The sequence below is a fragment of the Streptomyces sp. NK08204 genome, from assembly GCF_020400585.1.
Taxonomy (GTDB): Bacteria; Actinomycetota; Actinomycetes; order Streptomycetales; family Streptomycetaceae; genus Streptomyces.
Genome location: NZ_JAINVF010000008.1, coordinates 32,101 through 53,056, shown reverse-complemented (window position 1 = coordinate 53,056; position 20,956 = coordinate 32,101). Strand labels below are relative to the sequence as shown.

Annotated in this window: 18 protein-coding genes; 7 read left to right on the top strand and 11 right to left on the bottom strand. The window is 71.4% G+C overall.

Annotation, left to right across the window (positions count from 1 at the left end):
- Window positions 1-59: 59 nt before the first annotated feature.
- The 3 genes from K7G59_RS15010 to K7G59_RS15000 form a co-directional block, all read right to left on the bottom strand.
- Window positions 60-929, bottom strand: coding sequence for a lysozyme (locus K7G59_RS15010; RefSeq protein WP_225834344.1), 870 nt, complete (start codon window positions 927-929; stop codon window positions 60-62).
- Between the two features lie 99 nt (window positions 930-1,028).
- A complete protein-coding gene (locus K7G59_RS15005; RefSeq protein ID WP_225834342.1) occupies window positions 1,029-2,891 on the bottom strand; it encodes a M1 family aminopeptidase in 1,863 nt (620 codons plus the stop codon).
- A gap of 233 nt (window positions 2,892-3,124) precedes the next feature.
- Window positions 3,125-3,778 (bottom strand): 1,4-alpha-glucan branching protein, encoded by a 654-nt coding sequence (locus K7G59_RS15000; protein ID WP_225834340.1) that lies wholly within the window; start codon window positions 3,776-3,778, stop codon window positions 3,125-3,127.
- Window positions 3,779-4,133: 355 nt separating this feature from the next.
- Here K7G59_RS15000 and K7G59_RS14995 point away from each other — a divergent pair, with 355 nt between their 5' ends.
- Window positions 4,134-5,048 carry an SGNH/GDSL hydrolase family protein gene (locus K7G59_RS14995; protein WP_225834338.1) on the top strand — a complete coding sequence of 305 codons (915 nt, stop codon included), beginning with the start codon at window positions 4,134-4,136 and terminating at the stop codon, window positions 5,046-5,048.
- Window positions 5,049-5,206: 158 nt separating this feature from the next.
- Here the strand turns inward: K7G59_RS14995 and pgm are convergent, their stop codons facing one another.
- Window positions 5,207-6,847 (bottom strand): phosphoglucomutase (alpha-D-glucose-1,6-bisphosphate-dependent), encoded by a 1,641-nt coding sequence (pgm, locus tag K7G59_RS14990; protein ID WP_225834336.1) that lies wholly within the window; start codon window positions 6,845-6,847, stop codon window positions 5,207-5,209.
- Window positions 6,848-7,037: 190 nt separating this feature from the next.
- Between pgm and K7G59_RS14985 the strand changes: the two genes are divergently transcribed.
- From K7G59_RS14985 to K7G59_RS14970, 4 genes are all read left to right on the top strand, one after another.
- Window positions 7,038-7,646, top strand: coding sequence for a DUF4328 domain-containing protein (locus tag K7G59_RS14985; protein WP_225834334.1), 609 nt, complete (start codon window positions 7,038-7,040; stop codon window positions 7,644-7,646).
- Window positions 7,647-7,829: 183 nt separating this feature from the next.
- Window positions 7,830-8,873 carry an L-glyceraldehyde 3-phosphate reductase gene (mgrA, locus tag K7G59_RS14980; RefSeq protein WP_225834332.1) on the top strand — a complete coding sequence of 348 codons (1,044 nt, stop codon included), beginning with the start codon at window positions 7,830-7,832 and terminating at the stop codon, window positions 8,871-8,873.
- Between the two features lie 165 nt (window positions 8,874-9,038).
- The gene (locus K7G59_RS14975; protein WP_225834330.1) at window positions 9,039-9,215 is read left to right on the top strand and encodes a hypothetical protein; all 177 of its coding nucleotides are present in this window, start codon (window positions 9,039-9,041) and stop codon (window positions 9,213-9,215) included.
- A gap of 88 nt (window positions 9,216-9,303) precedes the next feature.
- Entirely contained in the window at window positions 9,304-9,948 is a 645-nt protein-coding gene (locus tag K7G59_RS14970; protein WP_225834328.1) for a DedA family protein, read from the top strand.
- 361 nt (window positions 9,949-10,309) lie between these two features.
- Here the strand turns inward: K7G59_RS14970 and K7G59_RS14965 are convergent, their stop codons facing one another.
- The 3 genes from K7G59_RS14965 to K7G59_RS14955 all read right to left on the bottom strand — a co-directional run bounded on the left by K7G59_RS14965 (window position 10,310) and on the right by K7G59_RS14955 (window position 13,791).
- On the bottom strand, window positions 10,310-11,317 hold the full coding sequence (locus tag K7G59_RS14965) for an MASE1 domain-containing protein (protein WP_225834326.1): 1,008 nt from the start codon (window positions 11,315-11,317) through the stop codon (window positions 10,310-10,312).
- Between the two features lie 59 nt (window positions 11,318-11,376).
- Window positions 11,377-12,207, bottom strand: coding sequence for a PP2C family protein-serine/threonine phosphatase (locus tag K7G59_RS14960; protein WP_225834324.1), 831 nt, complete (start codon window positions 12,205-12,207; stop codon window positions 11,377-11,379).
- 378 nt (window positions 12,208-12,585) lie between these two features.
- Window positions 12,586-13,791, bottom strand: a complete 1,206-nt coding sequence (locus tag K7G59_RS14955) for a hypothetical protein (protein ID WP_225834321.1) — start codon at window positions 13,789-13,791, stop codon at window positions 12,586-12,588.
- A 204-nt stretch (window positions 13,792-13,995) separates the two neighbouring features.
- Here K7G59_RS14955 and K7G59_RS14950 point away from each other — a divergent pair, with 204 nt between their 5' ends.
- The gene (locus K7G59_RS14950) at window positions 13,996-15,441 is read left to right on the top strand and encodes a glyceraldehyde-3-phosphate dehydrogenase (RefSeq protein ID WP_225834319.1); all 1,446 of its coding nucleotides are present in this window, start codon (window positions 13,996-13,998) and stop codon (window positions 15,439-15,441) included.
- Between the two features lie 73 nt (window positions 15,442-15,514).
- Here the strand turns inward: K7G59_RS14950 and K7G59_RS14945 are convergent, their stop codons facing one another.
- The 3 genes from K7G59_RS14945 to K7G59_RS14935 all read right to left on the bottom strand — a co-directional run bounded on the left by K7G59_RS14945 (window position 15,515) and on the right by K7G59_RS14935 (window position 19,685).
- Window positions 15,515-17,449 (bottom strand): collagenase, encoded by a 1,935-nt coding sequence (locus tag K7G59_RS14945; RefSeq protein WP_225834317.1) that lies wholly within the window; start codon window positions 17,447-17,449, stop codon window positions 15,515-15,517.
- Between the two features lie 153 nt (window positions 17,450-17,602).
- A complete protein-coding gene (locus K7G59_RS14940; RefSeq protein ID WP_225834313.1) occupies window positions 17,603-18,556 on the bottom strand; it encodes a LysR family transcriptional regulator in 954 nt (317 codons plus the stop codon).
- A 241-nt stretch (window positions 18,557-18,797) separates the two neighbouring features.
- Entirely contained in the window at window positions 18,798-19,685 is an 888-nt protein-coding gene (locus K7G59_RS14935; RefSeq protein ID WP_225834311.1) for an NAD(P)-dependent oxidoreductase, read from the bottom strand.
- 86 nt (window positions 19,686-19,771) lie between these two features.
- Between K7G59_RS14935 and K7G59_RS14930 the strand changes: the two genes are divergently transcribed.
- Window positions 19,772-20,122, top strand: a complete 351-nt coding sequence (locus tag K7G59_RS14930; protein WP_225834309.1) for a helix-turn-helix domain-containing protein — start codon at window positions 19,772-19,774, stop codon at window positions 20,120-20,122.
- Window positions 20,123-20,239: 117 nt separating this feature from the next.
- Here the strand turns inward: K7G59_RS14930 and K7G59_RS14925 are convergent, their stop codons facing one another.
- Complete coding sequence (locus K7G59_RS14925) at window positions 20,240-20,908, bottom strand: class F sortase (protein ID WP_225834307.1); 669 nt, start codon at window positions 20,906-20,908, stop codon at window positions 20,240-20,242.
- Window positions 20,909-20,956 lie beyond the last annotated feature (48 nt).

Here is a 20,956-nt window from a genome sequence, read left to right as displayed (position 1 = left end):
CCGGACGCAGACCGGGCTGCCGGGCCCTCCTTCTGACGGGGTCGGGCGGGGCGGGGGCGTCAGCCGGTGGCGAGGTCCCGCAGTGCGCTCGGGGTGCCGTTGAACCGGTCGTGGTCGCCGACCGTCTTCCCGGAGGAGGTGTACTGCCACATCGTGTACGACGACCAGCCCGAGGGCAGCGGCCCCGGTGTCGGGCCGTAGCGGGCGATCCACAGGGGGTTCGTCGCGCCGAAGCCGGTGTAGTCGCCGGTGCACCGGGTCCACCACGTGGTGGACGTGTAGATGACGGCGTTCCGGCCGGTGCGCGCCTTGTAGCGCTTCAGGAAGGCGCGGATCCAACGGATCATCGCGCTCTTGGACTTGCCGTAGCAGGCGTCGCCGTAGGGGTTCCACTCGATGTCGAGCGCGCCGGGCAGGGTCCTGGCGTCCTCGGACCAGCCGCCGCCGTGGTCCACGAAGTGGTCGGCCTGGGCGGCGCCGCGGCTGGTGTCGGGGGTGGCGAAGTGGTAGGCGCCGTGGATGATGCCCATGGCGTACGAGCCGTTGTACTGCCGGGCGAAGTAGGGGTTCTTGTACGACGTCCCCTCCGTCGCCTTGCTGTACGCCCATCGGGTGCCGTTGTCCCACAGTGTCTGCCAGGCGACGACACGCTGGTGGCCGGAGACGTCCACGCCCTCGGTCTGCCCGGTCCGGGTGTCGGGGGCGGCGTCACCGGTGCCGTCGTCGCGGGTGCCGTCGTCGGCGGTGGTCTCGTCGTCGGTGCTGTCGCGTCCGTCGTGGGCGAGGACGCCGATGCCCATGTAGGCGCGGCCCCGCACGGGTGGGACCGGGTCGGAGGCGGGCCGGGCGGCCGGGGCGGACAGGGACAGGAGCAGGCCGGTCAGGACACCGGTGGCGGTCAGGTGTATGTCGCTTCGCACGGAATCCATCTGACCCGCGGTCGGGCGGTACCGCACTCCGGGTACCGCCCAACGAACCCTTGTCCGGCCGGGTTTGGCCCGTTCGGGTGAGCCCGGCCGGTGGCCGGGTCAGCCGTCGATGCGGTGCTGGCTCCAGAAGGAGGTCAGGTCCGTGCTCGTGGCGGCCTGGGCCGCCGCCTTGAACTCGGCCGTGGTGGACACGCCGTACCAGTGGGCGGTCGCGTAGTCCTTCAGCAGCTTGGCCATGGCGGTGTCGCCGATGAGCCGCCGCAGGTCGTGCAGGGCGCACTTGCCGTAGCCGTAGACGACGGTGGAGTAGCGGGAGGAGTTCGCGTCCCAGTACGCCATCGAATTGGTGATCTTCTCCGCGCTGGAGGCCCAGGAGACGCTGCTCCAGCAGTTGGTGCCGGTCTTGCCGAGCGCGAGGTCGGTGGCGTAGTCGGTGAAGGACTCGTCCAGCCAGGGGCTGTTGTACTCGTCGTCGCCGACGATGCCGTACCACCACTGGTGGGCGATCTCGTGGGTGAGCGCGGTGGTGCTGACCAGGTCGAGGACGAAGCCCGGGTACTCCATGCCGCCGAACCAGAAGTTGTTGTCGAGGACCGCGTCCAGTTCGCCGTACGGGTAGGCGCCGAAGCGTGCCGCGTGGGCGTCGACCGCGGACTCGGCCGTGCTGAGCATGGACTGGGCGCTGCTGGAGCTGATCCCCGAGACGGAGTACACGTTCACCGGGACACCGCCGGGCGAGGTGCCGGAGATCTTGGTGAAGGGCCCGGCGGCCCAGGCGAAGTCACGGACCTTGGCGGCGGTCGCGGTGGTGATCGTACGGCCGCTGGAGCCGGGGGTGTCGGTGGAGGCGCCGGTGGCCGGGACCAGCAGGCTGCTGGGGTGGTCGAGGGTCACCTTGAAGTCGGCGGCCAGGGAGTAGAACGACTCGCCGTTGTTGGTGTACGGGTCCAGGTGCCAGCCCGCGGCGTCGCGGACGGCGAGGACCGGCAGGGCGTTGCCGATGAAGCTGAAGGCGCCGTCGTGGCCGAACCGGTCCGCGCCGCTGGGCACGGTGATACCGAGGTCGAAGCCGATCGTGGCGCTCTGGCCCTGACCTAGGGGCGCCGGCAGGGTGATCTTCAGGGCGGTGCAGTCGGCGGAGAGGGAGCCGGCGGTCCCGCCGGTGACGTTGGTGACCGTGATCGGCATCGCCGAGCAGGTGCCGTGGTAGTTGTCCCACAGCCGCAGGTAGACCTCGCTGAGCGCGGTGGCGGAGGCGTTGGTGAAGGACACGCTCTCGTGCCCGTTCCAGCTGGTGCCGCTGCTGTCGCTGCTCAGGTTGACGGTGTACGACGGGGTGGCCGGGGTGCGGGTGGAGTCCGTGGACGGCGGGGTGGTGTCGCCGGAGGTGTCGAGGGCGATGTCGTCCAGCACGAAGCTGGTCTGGAGGCTGTAGTCCTCGGTGCCGGTGAAGGACAGGTCGACGGTCTGGCCGATGAACGCCGAGACGTCGATCGACTTCTTGACGTACCCGGTGTTCTTGTCGAGGTTCGAGTACGTCGCGAGCGTCGTCGTGCCGATCTTCGCCGTCAGTTTGTCGTAGGCGGTGGACGAGGTCGTCTCGGCGGTGTCGACGTGCAGCCAGAAGGTGAGGGTGGCGGTGCTGCATCCGCTCGGGATCGTGACGCTCTGGGTCAGGGTGTCGGTGCGGGTGCTGCCGGTGCCGTCCAGCCAGGCGTAGTAGCTGCCGCCGTGGGCGGTCTCGCCGGTGCGGCTGGTGATGACGGTGGACGAGGACTGGGTCCAGGGGGAGGTGCCGTTCTCGAAGCCGCCGTTGGCGACCACCTGGGTGGGAGCGCAGGTGGCGGCCAGGGGTGCCGTGGCGGGCTGGGCGGCGGCGGGAGTACCGGGGAGGGAGAGGGCGGCCAGCGCGGCGACGGTGAGCACACCGGCGCCGAGGGCCTTGTGGGGGGTCGATCTCAACGCTGCTCCTTTGCGGCGGCCGGGTTCCGGCCTGCTCGGTGACCGCCGGCCGGCGGGGTGCGCCGGGGGCGGCCTCGGTGGGGTTGCGTGATCGCTGTGCGTGGGGTGCGCCGCGCCCTGACGAGGTCGGGGCCACGACTGCCGAAAGAGTGACAGATTTGACCTGCCCATGCCAGAAGATTGGGCGAAGTGAGGGCCGGTGCTCCTGATGCACCGGCCCGGGAAGCGGCGGATCAGCCGGTCTGCAGCACCATGAACAGCGCCCGGAGACGGGTGCCGTCCGGGCCGGACCAGCCGCCCGCCACGTGACCGGCAGCGCCCTGCGGCGGCAGCGGCGGGTTCTCGGGGACGGGGCGCAGGACGCGGTGGACATGGAGGGTGGCGCCCCCGGGTACGGGCACGCGGGTGCCGTCCTGGTCGTCGACGGGCTCGGGGGCGAAGCCGGCCGCAGAGAAGGGGGCGCCGGTGTGGGAGCGGGTCACCTCGCGGTCTGGCGTGTCGGAGAGGCTCTGGTCCTGTGCCTGGACCCTGCCCTCGACCAGGGACAGCAACTCGCCGACCAGGACCGGGTCGTGGCAGCCGTCGTAGGCCCAGCGCTTGCCCAGCACCCCGTGCTCCATCGTCCCGACCAGGGCGTGCTCGGCGCCCTCCAGCGGTGCACCGCGATAGGTGAGCGGCACCAGGTAGGCCGTCCGCCCGTCGCCGGTCGTGTCGGTGACCACCATGAACTCCATCCCGACCTCGCCCTCCGGGTCGTCCAGCCGGAACCCGCCGGCCTTCTCCAGCACCGGCTCCGGTCCGCCCCGGTACCAGGGGCGGGTCGGCAGCCAGTCGGCGAGCAGGTCGACCTTGCTCGGCTTGAGGGTGGTGTGGTGGATCAGGGCCATGCCGGTGCTTCTCTTTTCCGTTGGGCGGGCGTCGACCTTCGCACCCTTTCACATCGTCCGCGCTCGCCCGGGCGCCGGCCGCCCGTCCGTACAGGTCAGCGCCGACGCCAACCCGGCCCAGTGGCTGGGGACTTCACCGGCGACCGGGCGGCAGACCACCGCACCTCGCTCGTGCCCGGTGCGCACCGGGGGACACCCGACCGGGCGACAGGGCGAGCGCACAAGCCCCTCAACTCGTGGGTTCCCGCTTCTGGTCGCCGGGACCTACCGGACGGTATACAGACCCAGTCGAACGCACGAGGGCCGCTCGTCGGTGCCGCCCGACTGCGAGGTCCAGGCCCGAGGGGGAGGATGCATGGTGAACGAGACACGTCCGCGGGGTGCTTCGAGACGCAGGCGGCGGGCCGCCGTGCTCGGGGCGGCGCTGGGCGGCTGCGCCCTGGCCGCCGGTGTGACGACACCGGCCGCCGCACACCCCGGCCCCGGTCGCCACCTCGCCTACGTGGCCCTCGGTGACTCCTACACCTCCGGTCCCGCCATCCCCGAGCAGGTGGACGCCAACTGCCGCCGTTCGGACCGTAATTACCCCTCGCTCGTCGCGGCGCAGCAGCAGGCGACGACGTTCACGGACGTCAGCTGCAGCGGGGCCACGACCGCCGAGATGTGGCAGGCACAGGGCACCAACAAGCCCCAGCTCGACGCGCTGGACCGGGACACCGACCTGGTGACGGTCCAGATCGGCGGCAACGACGTCGGCTTCGGCTCGATCATCGGCACCTGCGCCCGGCTGTCCGTCCAGGACCCGGCCGGCAACCCGTGCGAGCGGTCCTACAACGCGTCCGGGTACGACCAGTTGGCCGTCACGATCGCCGAGACCGCCCCGAAGGTCGACCGGGTGCTGCGTGCCGTGCACGCCAGGGCGCCGCACGCCCGGGTGGTCGTCGTCGGCTACCCGGACCTGCTGCCCGACGACGGCGTCGGCTGCTTCCCGGCGGTGCCGTTCGCACAGGGTGACTTCCCCTATCTGCGGGACACCGAGAAGCGGGTGAACCTGATGCTGCGGCTGGTCGCCGGCTGGAACCGGGCCGAGTACGTCGACACGTACGGGCCCACCGTCGGCCACGACATGTGCAAGGCGCCCGCGGACCGCTGGATCGAGCCCCTGCAGCCGGCCGCGCCGGCGGCCCCCGCGCACCCCAACGCGCAGGGCGAGCAGGCCATGGCGCGGGCCGTGCTGGACCGGCTGGCGCAGGGCCGCGGACGCGACTGACGCGCCGCACGCGTCACGACGACGGCTTCCGCCCGCACACGGGACGGAAGCCGTCGTGGCACGGTGCGCAGGCCGTCGTGGCACGGTGCGCAGGCCGTCGTGGCACGGTGCGCAGGCCGTCGTGGCACGGTGCAGGCCGTCGCGGGACGGGTGGCAGGTCAGCCGCCGAGCGCGCCGCGGACGACGTCCTTGGCCTCCTCCTGCACCCGGGCGAGGTGGTCGGCGCCGAGGAACGACTCGGCGTAGACCTTGTAGACGTCCTCGGTGCCCGAGGGCCGGGCCGCGAACCAGGCGTTGGCGGTGGTCACCTTGATGCCGCCGATGGCGGCGCCGTTGCCGGGCGCCTCGGTGAGCACGGCCGTGACCGCTTCTCCGGCCAGCGTGCCGGCGGTCACCTGTGCCGGGGACAGTGCGGCCAGCAGTGCCTTCTGTTCGCGGGTGGCGGGCGCGTCGATACGGGCGTAGGCGGGTTCGCCGAAGCGGGCGGTCAGCTCGGCGTAATGCTCGGAAGGGGTACGGCCGGTGACGGCGGTGATCTCGGAGGCGAGGAGGGCGAGGAGGATGCCGTCCTTGTCGGTGGTCCACACCGAGCCGTCCCGCCGCAGGAAGGAGGCGCCGGCCGACTCCTCGCCGCCGAACCCGAGGGCGCCGCTGACCAGTCCGTCCACGAACCACTTGAACCCGACCGGTACCTCGACGAGTCGGCGGTCCAGGTCGGCGGCGACCCGGTCGATCATCGTGGAGGAGACGAGGGTCTTGCCGACGCCCGCGTCGGCGGGCCACTGCTCGCGGTGCCGGTAGAGGTAGGAGACGGCGACCGCGAGGTAGTGGTTGGGGTTCATCAGCCCCCCGTCCGGGGTGACGATGCCGTGCCGGTCGGCGTCGGCGTCGTTGCCGGTGGCGATGCGGAACCGGTCACGCTGCTCGATGAGGGAGGCCATGGCGTACGGCGAGGAGCAGTCCATGCGGATCTGGCCGTCCCAGTCCAGCGTCATGAAGCGCCAGGTGGGATCGGTGTGCGGATTGACCACCGTCAGGTCGATGCGGTGCTGTTCGGCGATGCGCCCCCAGTAGCCGACGGACGCGCCGCCGAGCGGGTCGGCCCCGATCCGGATCCCGGCCGTACGGACGGCGTCGAGGTCGAGCACGCTGGGCAGATCGCCGACGTAGCCGCCGAGGAAGTCGTAGCGCCGGGTCGTGTCCACGGCGAGCGCGCGGGCGTAGGGCAGGCGTCGTACGTCCTTCAGGCCGCCCGTGATGATCCGGTTGGCCCGGTCCTGGATCCAGGAGGTCGCATCGGAGGCGGCGGGTCCCCCGCTGGGCGGGTTGTACTTGAAGCCGCCGTCCGCGGGCGGGTTGTGCGAGGGGGTGACGACGACCCCGTCGGCGAGGCCCGAGGTGCGGCCCCGGTTGTGGGTGAGGATGGCGTGCGACACCGCGGGGGTGGGCGTGTAGCCGTCCTCGGCGTCGATGAACACGCTCACGTCGTTCGCGGCGAACACCTCGAGTGCGGTGACCTTCGCCGGTTCCGACAGGGCATGGGTGTCGGCGCCGAGGAAGAGGGGGCCGTCGGTGCCCTGGGCGGCGCGGTACTCGCAGATGGCCTGGCTGGTGGCGGCGATGTGGTCCTCGTTGAAGGCTCTCGCCAGGGACGAACCCCGGTGCCCCGACGTGCCGAACGCCACCCGCTGTGCCGGGTCCGCCGGGTCGGGGTGCAGCGCGTAGTACGCCGTGACCAGCCGCGCCACGTCGACAAGGTCCCCGGGCCCGGCCGGACGGCCGGCTCGCTCGTGCGGCATGAGTCCGTTCCTCCGCAATCGGTGTGATCGAACACTCGACGCCCATCTTTCCCTGCCGGGGGCCCGGCGTGCGAGTACGCCCCACCAGGACGAGACACCTCCAGAACGGCCTGCCCTATGATCCGATCCTCCGATCTCCATTCCATGGTGCCGACTTCGCCGGACGCCTCTTACAGACAGGTCTTCCACCGTGCCCGGATCCACTGCCAAGGCCCCCTGGTTCCTCGCCCGTTGCACGCAGCTGGCCGTGGGCGCGGCGGCCGGTGCCGACTTGGTGCGGGGGCTCCGGGTCCGCGCTCACCTGCTGGATCCGTCGGCCTCTTCGGCCGCCTGGTCCGTGAGGGTGTACCTGTACGTGATGACCGTGGCGATCGTGCTGTTCCTCACCTGGTTCGCCCGCTGCCGGCGCAATGCCGAACTCCTCTGCGCGCAGAAGCTCCCCGGTTCCCCCTCCTGGGCGGTCCTGGCCTGGCTGATACCGGTGTTCAACCTCTGGGTACCGCGCGGGCTCGTGCAGGACGTCCACCGTGCGAGCGCACCCGTCGGCACGGACACGCGCCGCTCGGACACCATGGTGAACGTCTGGTGGTCGGCCTGGATCGGGCATGGCGTACTGCCCCTGGCGGGCAGGTTCGGCGGCGGCACCTCGCTGCCGCTGCTCGTGGCGGTGCAGGCCCTCGGCCTCCTGGCCGCGGCCCTGGCCGTCGCCCTGATCGAGCGCATCACGAAGCTGCAGGCCGCCGGGCTGCGCTCCATGGCTGCGCCGTCCGCCCTCGCCGACCTGCCGCACACCGCGTAGCGCCCGAGGCGCCGGCCGGGGCGCACCAGACCAGGTCGCGCTCGCTGGACCCGCTGGAGCGCGGTGTCCTGCCGTGCGGGTCGGCCGCTACGGCGGTTGGACTTACGAATCTTGAAGGCGCAGGGTGGACGAGCACCGTCGCACACGACGGGCACCCCTACAGCACCACCCGGAGAACCACCGATGAACCACGTCGCGGACCCTGAGCGCTACAACGGCACCATGCGCTACCGGCGCACCGGCCGCTCGGGACTGGACCTGCCCGTCCTGTCCCTGGGCTACTGGCACAACTTCGGCGACGACCGCCCGTTCGAGACGCAGCGCGAGATCGCCCTGCGCGCCTTCGACCTCGGGATCACCCACCACGACCTGGCCAACAACTACGGGCCGCCGTACGGCTCGGCGGAGATCAACTTCGGGCGGCTGCTGAAGCAGGACCTCGCGCCCTACCGGGACGAGCTGGTGATCTCCACCAAGGCCGGCTGGGACATGTGGCCCGGCCCCTACGGGCAGGGCGGCGGCTCCCGGAAGTACGTGCTCGCCTCGCTGGACCAGTCGCTGCGCCGCATGGGCGTGGACTACGTGGACATCTTCTACTCGCACCGGCTGGACGCGAGCACGCCCCTGGAGGAGACGATGGGCGCGCTCGACACCGCCGTCCGCCAGGGCAAGGCCCTGTACGTGGGCATCTCCTCCTACGACACCGAGCGCACCCGTGAGGCCGCTGCCATCCTCCGGGACCTGGGCACCCCGCTGCTGATCCACCAGCCGTCGTACAGCATGCTCAACCGCTGGATCGAGACCGATGGCCTGCTGGACGCGGCCCAGGAGGAGGGCTTCGGCGTCATCGGTTTCACGGCGCTCGCCCAGGGGCTGCTCACCGGCCGCTACCTCGAGGGCGTGCCCCAGGACTCGCGGGCCGCGCAGGGGAAGTCGTTCGACGCCGCCTGGCTGACGGAGGACATGCGCCACCGGCTGCGCGCCCTGAACGACATCGCGGCCCGCCGCGGGCAGACCCTGGGCCAGCTGGCGCTGGCCTGGGCGCTGCGGGACCGGCGGGTCACCTCCCTGGTGATCGGCGCCTCCCGCACCGAGCAGCTGGAGCAGAACGTCGCGGCGCTGGAGAACCTCGACTTCAGCGAGGAGGAACTGGCCGAGATCGACAAGTACGCCACCGACGGCGGCGTCGACCTGTGGCGGGACGCACGACTGGGCAATCTCGACTGAGCCGGGCCCGAAGAGCGGCGTCCGGCGACACCAGCTACCGGCATTCGGGAACCAATCGGACATAGAACCAATGGGACATAATGGAAGGGATCCGGACAGCGTTTTCCCTGCGGTGTCCCCAGAACGTCCCACAATTCCCTCCGATTCCAAGGAGCCGCTCACCGTATGGCGTACGGAGCCGGCCGCAGTCCCCTGCTGCCTCCCCGCCCGGACCTGACGCTCGCCCGGAACTGCGAGCACTGCCTCGGCTGGGGAACTGTCGTCACCCGCGACGGAGAACACGAGCTGTGCCACACCTGCCAGCCCGACCCCGGTGACGCCGGGGGCGACATGGCCCTGTGACAGCCCCGTAGGCATCCCACAGCAGTCACGGCCGCGCCCTCGGTCCACCACGGGCGGGGGGCGCGGCGTCCCGGCGTACCGTGGGGGCATGGCCCCTCCGCTTCCGGGTCCGCTGGCCCACCTGGCGCCGCTGCTCGGGCATTACGGCTACTGGGCCGTCGGGGCCGTCGTCCTCGTGGAGGACTTCGGCGTCCCGGCGCCCGGGGAGACGATCCTCGTCGCCGCGGCGGTCGACGCCGGCGCCGGACGGCTGAACATCGTGGCCGTGGCGTCCATCGCCTTCGCCGCGGCCGTTGTCGGGGACAACATCGGCTACCTCATCGGCCGGACCGGCGGGCGGTCCCTCGTGCACCGCTGGGGCCGCTACGTCTTCCTCACCCCGAAACGCCTGGTGGCCGCCGAGGAGTTCTTCGGCCGGCACGGCGGCAAGATCGTGACCGTGGCCCGGTTCGTCGAGGGCCTGCGCCAGGCCAACGGCATCGTCGCGGGTACGACCGGCATGCACTGGCGCCGTTTCCTCGCCTTCAACGCGCTCGGCGCAGCCCTGTGGGTCGGCCTCTGGGCGACCCTGGCCGACCTGGCGGGCACCCACATCACAACCGTCTACGACCGGATCACCCGCTACGAGGTCTACGTCCTCGCCGGACTTGGCGCGCTGCTCGCGGCGCTGGCCCTACGACACCTGCTGCGGCGGCGTCACGGGAGCTCAGCCGCCGGTTCGACGCAGCCGTGACCGGCCGCCGGACGCCGGCCTGCCGGGCCGCACCGCCACGGCCACGACGCCGGCCGTGACGGGCACGGTGACCGGGACCGACGGCCCGAGGCAGCCGCCGGCCCGCTGACGGGCGTCGGACGGCCCGGACACTGCCCGCGCGTGCCCGGGCCGGACAGGCGGCGGGGTGATCCACTGCGGGGAGCGCCCGCCACCGGATCGGGACGAACAGCGTCGTCCACGAGGAACAGCCGGCGCCGGTCCGGCCGCGTCACGAGCGGACTCTTCGCGCGGGCGACGGGCAGAGCCGTCCGTGTCCGCCGTCGGGCGCCAGGTCCGGGCCCGGGCGGGTCGCCAGTCGGTCGGCACGGTTCCCCGGTCGTCACTGGGTCTCGGTGGGCCGGGTGCGGTCGTCGGTGGCGTCCGGCCGCGGCTCGAGCGGCGGGGCCTCACCCGCGGTGAGGTGCTCCAGCACCTCGACCAGCTCCTGGCAGGCGTGTTCCACCGAGCGCCGGGTGTTGTGCTGTTCGGTGATCACGGCGGACAGCAGCAGCGCGGTCAGGGCCATCGCCCCGTTGAAGGCCTGGAGTTTCGCCATGACCTCGATCTGGCTCAGCCCCTCGAAGCCCCCGACCCCGTCCGTGGCCGCGACGGTGGCCAGCACGGACGTGAACAGTGCGCAGAGCGTGCTGCCCACGAGTTCGAAGCGCAGGGCGGCCCAGATGATCAGCGGATACACGAGGAAGAACAGGCTGACCGAGCTGTAGATGGCCAGCGGTACGAGGCCGCAGGCGACGACGGCCAGAGCGGTCGACTCCTTCCAGCGGCGCCAGGGTGGCGGCCAGCGGGCTCTGTGCAGCAGCAGCAACAACGGTGTGACGATCAGGACGCCCATCGCGTCGCCCACCCACCAGGCCAGCCAGACGGGCAGGAAGCGGTGCGCGGCCAGCTTGTCGGTGGCGACGAGCAGTCCGACGCCGACGGTCGCGCTGATCGTCATCGCGGCCAGCGCACCGAGGAACACCAGGGCGAGGCCGTCCCGCAGCCGGCTGAGGTCGGTGCGGAAGCGGGCGCGGCGCAGCAGCAGTGCCGCACACAGCGGTGCGACCGTGTTGCCGAAGAGAATGCCGATCACGTCGACGTGGGGAGGGTTGATGGACGCGACGACGAGGTAGGCGCCGAGCGCGATGCCGGGCCAGCAGCCCAGCCCGAGGATCAGCAGCGCGGCGACGGCGACACCGGTGGGCGGCCAGACGGGGGTGACGACCGCGCCCTCGACGGTGAGCCGGCGCAGCAGTCCGAGCCGGCCGGCGCCGTAGTAGCAGGCCGCGACGGCCAGCACCTGAACGGCGTAGCCGCCCGGCCGGCGCAGATCCTGGATAGCCACCACAGCAGCAATTCGACACCGAAGGCCGGACGGCGGCGAGGCGAGAGGCGCCCCGTCCGGCCCTATGGCTGAACGCCGGGCCTGTCGAGGCCCACGACGAGGACGGCGGCATCGTCCTCGTGGCCCACGCTCTCGGCGCCCTTGATCACGGCAGCGGCCAGTGCGTGCGACTCCAGGCCGGAGACCGCGGCGATGCCCGCGAGGCGCACCACCTGCTCGAGCCCGTCCTCGATGGTCAGCCTGGGTCCCTCCACCACACCATCGGTGAGCAGCACGAACACTCCGCCGGTGGTGAGCCGGTGCCGGGTGACGGGGTAGTCCATGCCGTGCTGGATGCCGAGCGGCGGCCCCCCTTCGTCGTCGACGACGCCGGACTTGCCGTCGGCCGTGGCCCACACGAAGGGAATGTGCCCGGCCCGCGCGCTCTCCAGCTCGCCCGTGGCGGGGTCGAGCCGCATGAAGGTGCAGGTGGCGAACAGCTCGCTGCCCAGGGACAGCAGCAGGTCGTTGGTGCGGCCGAGGAGTTCTCCCGGCTCGCCGGTGACGGAGGCGAGCGCGCGCAGCCCGGCCCGGACCTGGCCCATGAAGGCGGCGGCCTCGATGTTGTGGCCCTGTACGTCGCCGATGGACAGGCCGATCCGGCCGTCGGGCAGGGCGAAGGCGTCGTACCAGTCGCCGCCCACGTTGAGGCCGGAGCAGGCGGGCGCGTAGCGGACCGCCAGGTGCAGGCCGGGGGCCGCGGGCAGGTCCCGGGGCAGCATGCCGCGCTGCAGGGCGACGGCCAGCTCGACCTGGGTGCGTTGCAGTTCCGCGCGCTCGCGTGCCTGGGCGGTGAGCGACCCGAGTCTGGCCAACAGCTCGTCGCCTTGGTCCGTGGAGCGCTTGCGGGGCATCGATCACTTCCGGCGGGGCGGTGGCCGTTGCGGGCGACCGCCTGGATTTCCAGACAAACGCCTAGTTTTTACCGTTATAGGAAGATCCTGCCCCAGGGGCGGCCGACGGGCCAGCGTACCCGGCCGTCGCCCGGACGGCGCAGCCACGCCATGTTCGCCTGGACCGGCTCCCGGGGCACGGCGTACGCCGTCGACAGGCCGCCGGACGACACGGGCTCGGCACGGCCCAGGAGGCGGGGGACCCGCGCGACGTGCCGGCAGAGCCGCTCGCCAACCCCGCACGCAAGCGGTACGAGGGGGCGGCACCCGGGCTCGCGCCGGGCGGGTCGGCACCGGGCGGAGCGCCCTTCGCGAGCGGCGTACCGGCCCGCACCGACCTCACAGCGGGGAGTGGGCCACCACCGTCACATAGGCGCCGAACAGCAGGGACACGACGGTCAGCGCGGCTCCGACGACCAGCACCTGCGCCGGTCGCGTCCGGAAGGCGTGGGCGAGTGCTCGCGCGGGCGGGATCAGCAGCGGGAAGACCGGCAGCAGGAAGCGCGGCTTGGAGGAGAAGGAACCGGATCCGCAGACCACGACCAGGACCAGGACTCCGGCGAAGACCACCAGGGGCAGCGGAGCGCGGTCCAGGCAGAGCAGCACGAACAGCAGCACCCCGGCCGCGACGACGGCCAGGGCGGCGGGATACACGACGCCACCGCCGTGCAGGAGCAGCGCCCGCAGGAAGCGCAGGGAGCCGGTGCCGAAGTCGAAGCGCGAGCCCCACGCGCTCTGCACCGTGAAGTAGCCGCCGGTCAGGTCGCCGATGCGGTGCCCGACCCACAGCACATAGCCGAGCCAGCCCAGCGGGGCGAGCAGGACCCCCGCCCACAGGGTCACCGGTACCCGGCCGCGCCGGCGCAGCACCTCGTGCGCGGCGGCGGCACCCACCGCGATCGCGACGGCGAAGCCGGTCGGCCGGGTGAGGCCGGCCAGCGCGGCCAGCGCTCCCGCCCACAGCCAGCGGCCCCTGAGCACGCAGTAGAGGGAGCAGGCGGCGAGCGCGGCGAACAACGACTCGGTGTAGGCGATGGTGAGTTCGACGGCGTGCGGCTGCACGGCCCACAGGGCGACCAGCGCGGTGGCGAGGCCCCGCCCCTCCAGCAGATGGCCGATGGCGTAGATGCCGTAGGCGGCCACGCCCGCCGCTGCCCAGGCGATGAGCATCGCGGCCTGGGCGGGGGTGAGCGGCAGCACCAGGGTCAGGGCGCGGATGAGTCCCGGGTAGAGCGGGAAGAACGCCCAGTCGGTCTGGACGGCGCTGGTCGGGGCGACCCAGATGAGGTGGCCGTAACCGTGTGTGGCGATGTGCAGGTACCAACGGGAGTCCCAGGAGTGGGCGAGGCTTCTGACCAGCGGGTGTCCGGTGAGGTGGTTGGTGAAGATCACAGCGAGGACGCCGGCGAGCCGCACGGCCGCGAACAGGGCGAGGGCCGGCAGGGCGCCGGGCGGGATCCGGTGCCGGGCACCCGGGCGCGGGGACGGGCGACGGGGACCGGCGGGGGCGGCCCGTTCGGGCGGGGGGACGGAGGACGTGCTCACCCTCCGACCTGATCACACCGGTCCGCGCGGGCACTCGACGACCCGGGTTTCTTACGATGTTCCACCCTGATTCAGGAACTGACTCCACGGGTGGCGAAACAGGGACGAACCACCCCCGCCCGCCACCCCTGTGAGAGGCCCCATGAAGGGCGGCCGTAAGGTGTGGTTACCATATGAGCGCTGCCTAGCTCGAAAGATAGATCTGTGACTGTCAACGACGACTCGTTCACTAACTGGAAGACCCGCGAGGAGATCGCGGAGTCGATGATCCCGCTCATCGGGAAGCTGCACCGGGAGCGGGACGTGACCGTCCTGCTGCACAGCCGCTCCTTGGTGAACAAGTCGGTGGTCAGCATCCTGAAGACGCACCGCTTCGCCCGGCAGATCGCCGGTGAGGAGCTGTCGGTCACCGAGACCATGCCGTTCCTCCAGGCCCTGACCGCCCTCGACCTCGGGCCCTCCCAGATCGACCTCGGCATGCTGGCCACCATGTACCAGGCCGACGAGCGCGGCCTGAGCGTGGCGGAGTTCACCGCCGAGGCCGTCGCGGGTGCCACCGGCGCCAACAAGATCGACCGCCGCGAGCCGCGCGATGTCGTCCTCTACGGCTTCGGCCGCATCGGCCGGCTCGTCGCCCGCCTGCTGATCGAGAAGGCCGGCTCCGGCAACGGCCTGCGCCTGCGCGCCATCGTCGTGCGCGGCGGCGGCGCGCAGGACATCGTCAAGCGCGCCTCGCTGCTGCGCCGCGACTCCATCCACGGCCAGTTCCAGGGCACGATCACCGTGGACGAGGAGACCAGCACGATCGTCGCCAACGGCAACGCGATCAAGGTCATCTACGCCGACGACCCGACGGCCGTGGACTACACCGAGTACGGCATCCGGGACGCCATCCTCATCGACAACACCGGCAAGTGGCGCGACCGCGAGGGTCTGTCCAATCACCTGCGCCCGGGCATCGAGAAGGTCGTCCTGACCGCGCCGGGCAAGGGCGACGTCCCGAACATCGTGCACGGTGTCAACCACCACACGATCAAGCCGGACGAGCAGATCCTGTCCTGCGCCTCCTGCACCACCAACGCGATCGTCCCGCCGCTGAAGGCGATGGACGACGAGTACGGCGTCCTGCGCGGCCACGTGGAGACCGTCCACTCGTTCACCAACGACCAGAACCTGCTGGACAACTACCACAAGTCCGAGCGCCGGGGCCGCTCCGCGCCGCTCAACATGGTGATCACCGAGACGGGTGCCGCCTCCGCCGTCGCCAAGGCGCTGCCGGACCTCAAGGCGAAGATCAGCGGCAGCTCGATCCGTGTCCCCGTGCCGGACGTCTCGATCGCGATCCTCAACCTGCAGCTGGCCCGTGAGGCCACCCGCGAGGAGGTCCACGACTACCTGCGCGAGGTGTCGCTGACGTCGTCGCTCAAGCGCCAGATCGACTTCACCACGGCGCCCGACGCGGTCTCCAGCGACTTCATCGGCTCGCGCCACGCCTCGATCGTGGACGCCGGCGCGCTCAAGGTCGACGGCGACAACGCCATCCTCTACCTCTGGTACGACAACGAGTTCGGCTACTCCTGCCAGGTCGTCCGCGTCGTCCAGCACGTCTCGGGCGTCGAGTACCCGACCTACCCGGCGACGGCCGTCTGACGGGTGTCCACGCAGGGCGACGGCCGCCGACCGGGTTTCCGGTCGGCGGCCGTCGTCGTTGTGGCGTGTGCGGTCAGGCCTTGCTGGGCGTGGCGCAGGCGCCCGCGGCGCACGCCGTGAGCCACTGGTCGAAGTCGGCGTCGTAGCGGGTGCCGATGCCATCCTGGTAGACGGCGTGGCCGCCGGCGTAGTCGCCGACGCGGAACCGGGCCAGCATGCGCTGGAGGTCGTCGGGGTGGTTCTCGGCCATGTAGCGCACGGCGAGGTAGCCCCACGGGTAGGTACGGATCACATCACTGTTGTCGTACGTGCTCTGGAACAGCGTGCTCAGCTTGTAGGTGTGCTTGCCGGCCTCCTGGACGGCCTGGTCGTCGGCGAGGCCGCGGTAGCTGTAGGAGACGTATTCGGCGACACCCTCGATCCACCAGATGTCCGGCACCGAGATCTGCTGGCCGAAGTCGCCCAACATGTCGTCGCGGCCGTCGAGGAAGTGCGTGAACTCGTGGTTGAGGTTCCAGATCCGGGCCGTGAAGCCGTCGTCATAACCCTTCTGGTACATGATCGACAGCACCTGGTTGGCCGGGTTCGACGGGTCACCGTCCAGTGTCATGCCGCCGTTGTCCGTGCTGATGCCGTACATCGCGCCCGCGTAGGTCTGGTAGTCGGCGCGGCTGGCGAAGACGACGAGCTGGATGGCCGAGACGTACTGGCCCGGTATCGGGCCGTCGGACTTCACCACGGAGCGGAAGTAGGCGTCCTGGTTCAGCACGCTGGCGCAGGCGGCGTCGAGGTCGGCCGCGGTGAGCGCCTGGGCGCGGATGCTGATGTTCGCGTCGCACTGGTGGGTGACGGGCAGGACGGCCTTGGTGAGCTTGCCCGGCAGGTCGCAGACGTCGTAGTACGCGCAGTCGGCGCTGTCGTAGTAGTTCGCCTGCGTGGCCACGGCGACCCAGAGTCCGGCCGTGGGGCCGGTGATCCCGGTCCGGTCCAGCAGGTCCTTGGTCAACGGCTTCACCGCGTCCCGCAGTTCGGGGTGTTCGACGTAACGGGCCAGGTTCATGCCGGCGTTGGCGTCCAGGAAGGCCAGGCTGGTGCCGAGCTGGTCGGTGTTGGCCAGCGCGAAGTCGTGCAGGGTGTCGATGATGCGCGGGTCGGCGTCGAGCGCCTGTACGTACGCCGGGTTCCAGTTGCCGCGCCACAGCGGCGTGTAGACGTCGTTGACGGCCCTGATCATGCTGTCGACGGCGTCGTAGGAGCTGTCGTAGTCCTCGAGCAGCCGCCGGTACACCGACAGATAGCGGCCCTGCTGGTCGGCGCTGTCGGTGAGGATGACGGTCTCGCCGAGGATGTCACCGTTCGCGGCCGTCACGTCCTCGGAGTGGGAACGGGCGAAGAACGTGTCCAGGCCGCCCGTGACGGCGGTGGTCAGGCGCGAGGTGTACGACCCCACGTCGCCGGGATCGTTGAACTGCACGTAGTAGCCGGCGCGCAGGAACATCACGAGCTGCAGCAGACTGCCCGAGTTGTCGCCCTGATAGCGCCCGGCGGTGCGTGTGAACGCCCTTGCCACGGTCTGCATCTGGGACTGCCGGAAGATGTCGTGCGCGTCCTTGCCGGTGACCGGGAAGAGGCTGTTGAGGCACTCCGCGGACGAGGCCTTCACGAAGGAGACCAGGGCGGATCCGGTACGGCTGCCGAAGTCGGCCGGGGTGCAGGACGCCGCCCGGACCCGGTGGGACTCCATACTCCGGTGCCGGGTGAACATCGGTGCCTGCGGCGGGAGTTGTGCCGGACTGAGCTTTCGCGCCTGGCTCGCGGAACGCTCGGTGGCATCGGTGAGCGCACCGGTGGGCGGTGGCACGGGGGTGTGCCGGCGGGAAGCGGTGACGGTCGTGCCGGTGTGTGGCTGGGGTGCCGCGAACGCAGGCGTCGCGAGCAGGCCGGCCACCGTCACGCAGACGGCGGCGGCGCCCGCCACGCGTCTGGGCAGCGTGAAGCGATAGCGCATCAGGATTCCTCCACTGATAGATGCGCCTCTGTGGGGGGTTGAGGCGTGTGAGGCACTTTCTCAGTGCGCCACCGGCCCCAACAATGCCGCGTGACATAGCACATGACATTGATCGCTCATAACATCCTGGCGATCCCTGTACGTCCAGGCCCGCTACGCGCCGGCGATGTTCCAGATGCGCGAGGCCCAGTCCCGCAGGTGCGGTGCCTGCCCGACGAGGTCACGGTAGGCGGCGGTGGCCGACTGGAAGAGGGTCTCCACCACGTCGTCGCCGACGGTGTCAGGCCGCCAGGCCAGCACGTAACGGCACCACAGCGGGGAGCCGGCGAGCGGCTTGACCATGATGTGCGGGATCGGACGCAGCGTCGGCTGGACCATGGCCACCCCGAAGCCGTCGGCGATCATGCTCTGCAGCTGGGTCTGGTCGCCGAGGAACTCGTGGACGGTGACCGGGGCGAACCCGGCCGCCGCACAGGCGTCGTAGAACACCCCGGGCCACCCGGCGCCGTCGTCCGGGGTCACGAACCAGGCGTCCTCGGCCAGGTCCGCCAGCTGCACCTGGGCGCACTGGCGCAGCCGGTGCCGGGAGGGCAGGGCCACGAACGTCGGCTCGGTGACGATCCCCCGGTGTTGCACGGCGGTCGAGTGCCTCAGCTCCATGCCCGGGTAGTCGGCGGCGATGGCCGCGTCCACCGTGCCCTCCTCCAGCAGTTCCACTATCCGCGAGGAGGCGTAGACGCTGTTGACCGCCAGGGACAACTCCGGCAGCCGGGTACGGACGCGGGAGACCGTGCCGGACAGGATGGGCGAGTTGGTCGCTGCCACCCGCAGCGAGCGCCGGGATCGGGCCGCGGCCGACCGGTGGCCGATGGCGTCGGCGCGGGCCAGGACATCCCTGGCCTGCGCGACGACCTCGACGCCGTAGCGGGTGGGCCGCACCCCGCTGCTGCCGCGTTCGAACAGCGGCTCGCCCAGATGGCGCTCGATGCGCCGGAGCTGGGTGCTCACGGCGGGCTGCGAGTACCCGAGCTGTGTGGCCGCACGGCCCACACTGCCCGCGTCGGCGATCGCGCACAGCACACGCAGATGCCGCAGTTCCAGCTCCATCGGCCACTCCCCCGCTCGTCCCACGACCGGTCCCGGGCGAGGGTGCGCCTTGGGTGAAACCGGTGCTCACAGCCACTGCCGACCATGGTGGCGACCGGCGGACCGAAGCGTTCCATCGTGGCGCCGCCGGCACAAGTCGAGGCTCAGTCAGCGGCCGGGCCGCTCACGCTGCGTGCGGACTCCGGTGCCTCGAGTGGCGTACCACGGCTCGTGCCGGCCACGCAGGGGCGCGGGGCCCGCCTCAGTGGCGGCCGATCACCTCGGCGACCCGTATGAACCCGTCCGTGCCGTGGCCGAGCCCGATGACCCGGCGGGCCATGCCCTCCACCGCGCGCATCACCCCCGCGTCGATGCCGTGCGCCTCCGACACCTCGACGACATGGGCCATGCTGGACACGGCCGAGGTGATGGGGTTGATCTGCCCCGAGTAGGTGCCGTTGTCGGCGTCCTCGGCGAAGGTCGCGAACAGCGGCGGCAGGATCGCGCCGATGCCCTGGGCGAAGGGCGCCAGTTCCCCGGCGGTGACGCCCTCGGCCCGGGCGAGCGCCACGGCGTGCGCGAAGCCCGCCATCGCCGTCCAGAAGATGTCGAGCAAGGCGATGTCGTAGGTGGCGGCGCGCCCCACCTCCTCACCGAGATGGGTGTGCGTCCCGCCCAGGGCCTCCAGAACCTCCCGGTGCTCCTCGAAGAGGTCCCGCTGACCGCTGTGCAGGAAGACCGCCTCGGGCGTGCCGATGCTGGGAGCCGGCGTCATGACGGCGCCGTCGAGGTAGCGGATGCCGTGGGACGCCGCCCAGTCCGCGGTGTCGCGGGCGCGGTCCGGGGTGTCGGCGGTGAGGTTCACGACGGTACGGCCCTTCAACGCGCGGGCGACCGGGTCGCGCCGCAGGACGGCGTCGACGGCCGCGTAGTTCACGACACAGACGACGACCAGGTCACCGGCGGCCACGGCCTCCTCGGCGGACGCGGCACCGGCCGCCCCCTGCCCGATCAGCTCCCGGTCCCTGCCCGGCGTACGGTTCCAGACCGTGGTCCGCAGTCCCGCCTTCAGGAACGCGCCGGCGAGCGCGCGCCCCATCGGACCGAGTCCGAGGACGGTGACAGCGGGCCGTGTCGGGGATATGGGCATGACTCAACTCCCGTATGCATGAACGACTATGACAAGATCCGCCGGTAAAGGAAGAGTGGCCGGACGGCGGACCTGAGAGGACGAGGATGACGCGCAGCCGAGCCCGGGACGTGAACGTCTGCGGAGTCACCGCGGCGATCGCGGTGATCGACGGCAAGTGGAAGACGTCGTTGCTGTGGCTGCTGGAGTCCGGCCCGCACCGGCCCGGCGAGCTGCGCCGCCTGCTGCCGGGGCTGAGCGAGAAGGTGCTGACTCAGGCGCTGCGCGAGATGGAGGAGGACGGTCTGGTGCACCGGGAGGTGCACGACACGCTGCCCCTGAAGACCGTGTACTCGCTGACCGGGTTCGGCCGCGACCTGTCCGAGGCGCTCGGCCCGTTGTCGGACTGGGGCCACCGCCGTCTGGAGAGGCTCACCGAGTCCCTCCCGGCGTCCTGACGTACTGTCACCGTCTCACCTCCGTCCCGTTCTCCGTCGGCCCCCGGCCTCGCCCAAGAGCCTCTCGCGTACGGGCAGGGAACGCCAAGTACCCACAAAAAAGTGGGTACGCGGTACTCACACGAGGTGGGCGAAGACCACCAGGTTCTCGGTGTAGTCCTTGACCGAGTGGTCGTAGTCCCCGGCGCAGGTGATGAGCCGGGCCTCGGGGCGGGGCGCGTCGGCGTACACGCGCCTGCTGGGGAACTTGTCCTTCTCGAAGGTCTCGGCGCTGTCCACGACGAAGTCCGCCCTGCTCCCGTCGGCCCGCTCGACGGAGAACCGGTCGCCGGCCTTCAGTTCGTCGAGGTTGGCGAAGACGGCCGCGGAGGTCGCCGTGTCGACGTGCCCGGCGATGATCGAGGTGCCGGCCTCGCCGGGCGCCGCGCCCTTGGAGTACCAGCCGACGAGGTTGGTGTTGGCCGCGGGCGGCGGCTGGAGCTGACCCGAGGCGTTGGTCGTCAGGGCGGTGAAAGGGGCGTTCACGGCGATCTTCGGGATGAGCAGCCGGGTCGGCGCGGACCTCGGCAGCGCCTCGCCGACCCGGTGCGGATCGGCCTGGACGGCGTTCGCGCCCGAGCCGCGGGCCACGTCCGTCGTGACGGACACCCCGTGGTGGCCGCCGAGCACGCCGACGGCCAGGATGGCGGCGGCCACGCCCCACAGCGTCAGCCGCCCGCCGGGGCGGGTGCCCTGGTCGTGCGCCGCCGGTGTGGAGGGGGTCGCGGAGGAGGGATCTGCTGCCATCGGACACCACCTCACTCGGGAACGGCAGCACGGGAATCAGGACAGGAC

What these genes read in the sequence shown, in the direction of transcription:
- K7G59_RS14960 (WP_225834324.1), bottom strand. Translation starts at nt 12,207, where the DNA reads ATGCCCCGCAAGCGCTCCACGGACCAAGGCGACGAGCTGTTGGCCAGA.
- K7G59_RS14970 (WP_225834328.1), top strand. Translation starts at nt 9,304, where the DNA reads ATGGCCCCTCCGCTTCCGGGTCCGCTGGCCCACCTGGCGCCGCTGCTC.
- K7G59_RS14930 (WP_225834309.1), top strand. Translation starts at nt 19,772, where the DNA reads ATGACGCGCAGCCGAGCCCGGGACGTGAACGTCTGCGGAGTCACCGCG.
- K7G59_RS15010 (WP_225834344.1), bottom strand. Translation starts at nt 929, where the DNA reads ATGGATTCCGTGCGAAGCGACATACACCTGACCGCCACCGGTGTCCTG.
- K7G59_RS14940 (WP_225834313.1), bottom strand. Translation starts at nt 18,556, where the DNA reads ATGGAGCTGGAACTGCGGCATCTGCGTGTGCTGTGCGCGATCGCCGAC.
- mgrA (WP_225834332.1), top strand. Translation starts at nt 7,830, where the DNA reads ATGAACCACGTCGCGGACCCTGAGCGCTACAACGGCACCATGCGCTAC.
- pgm (WP_225834336.1), bottom strand. Translation starts at nt 6,847, where the DNA reads ATGCCGCACGAGCGAGCCGGCCGTCCGGCCGGGCCCGGGGACCTTGTC.
- K7G59_RS14995 (WP_225834338.1), top strand. Translation starts at nt 4,134, where the DNA reads ATGGTGAACGAGACACGTCCGCGGGGTGCTTCGAGACGCAGGCGGCGG.
- K7G59_RS14925 (WP_225834307.1), bottom strand. Translation starts at nt 20,908, where the DNA reads ATGGCAGCAGATCCCTCCTCCGCGACCCCCTCCACACCGGCGGCGCAC.
- K7G59_RS14975 (WP_225834330.1), top strand. Translation starts at nt 9,039, where the DNA reads ATGGCGTACGGAGCCGGCCGCAGTCCCCTGCTGCCTCCCCGCCCGGAC.
- K7G59_RS14935 (WP_225834311.1), bottom strand. Translation starts at nt 19,685, where the DNA reads ATGCCCATATCCCCGACACGGCCCGCTGTCACCGTCCTCGGACTCGGT.
- K7G59_RS14945 (WP_225834317.1), bottom strand. Translation starts at nt 17,449, where the DNA reads ATGCGCTATCGCTTCACGCTGCCCAGACGCGTGGCGGGCGCCGCCGCC.
- K7G59_RS15000 (WP_225834340.1), bottom strand. Translation starts at nt 3,778, where the DNA reads ATGGCCCTGATCCACCACACCACCCTCAAGCCGAGCAAGGTCGACCTG.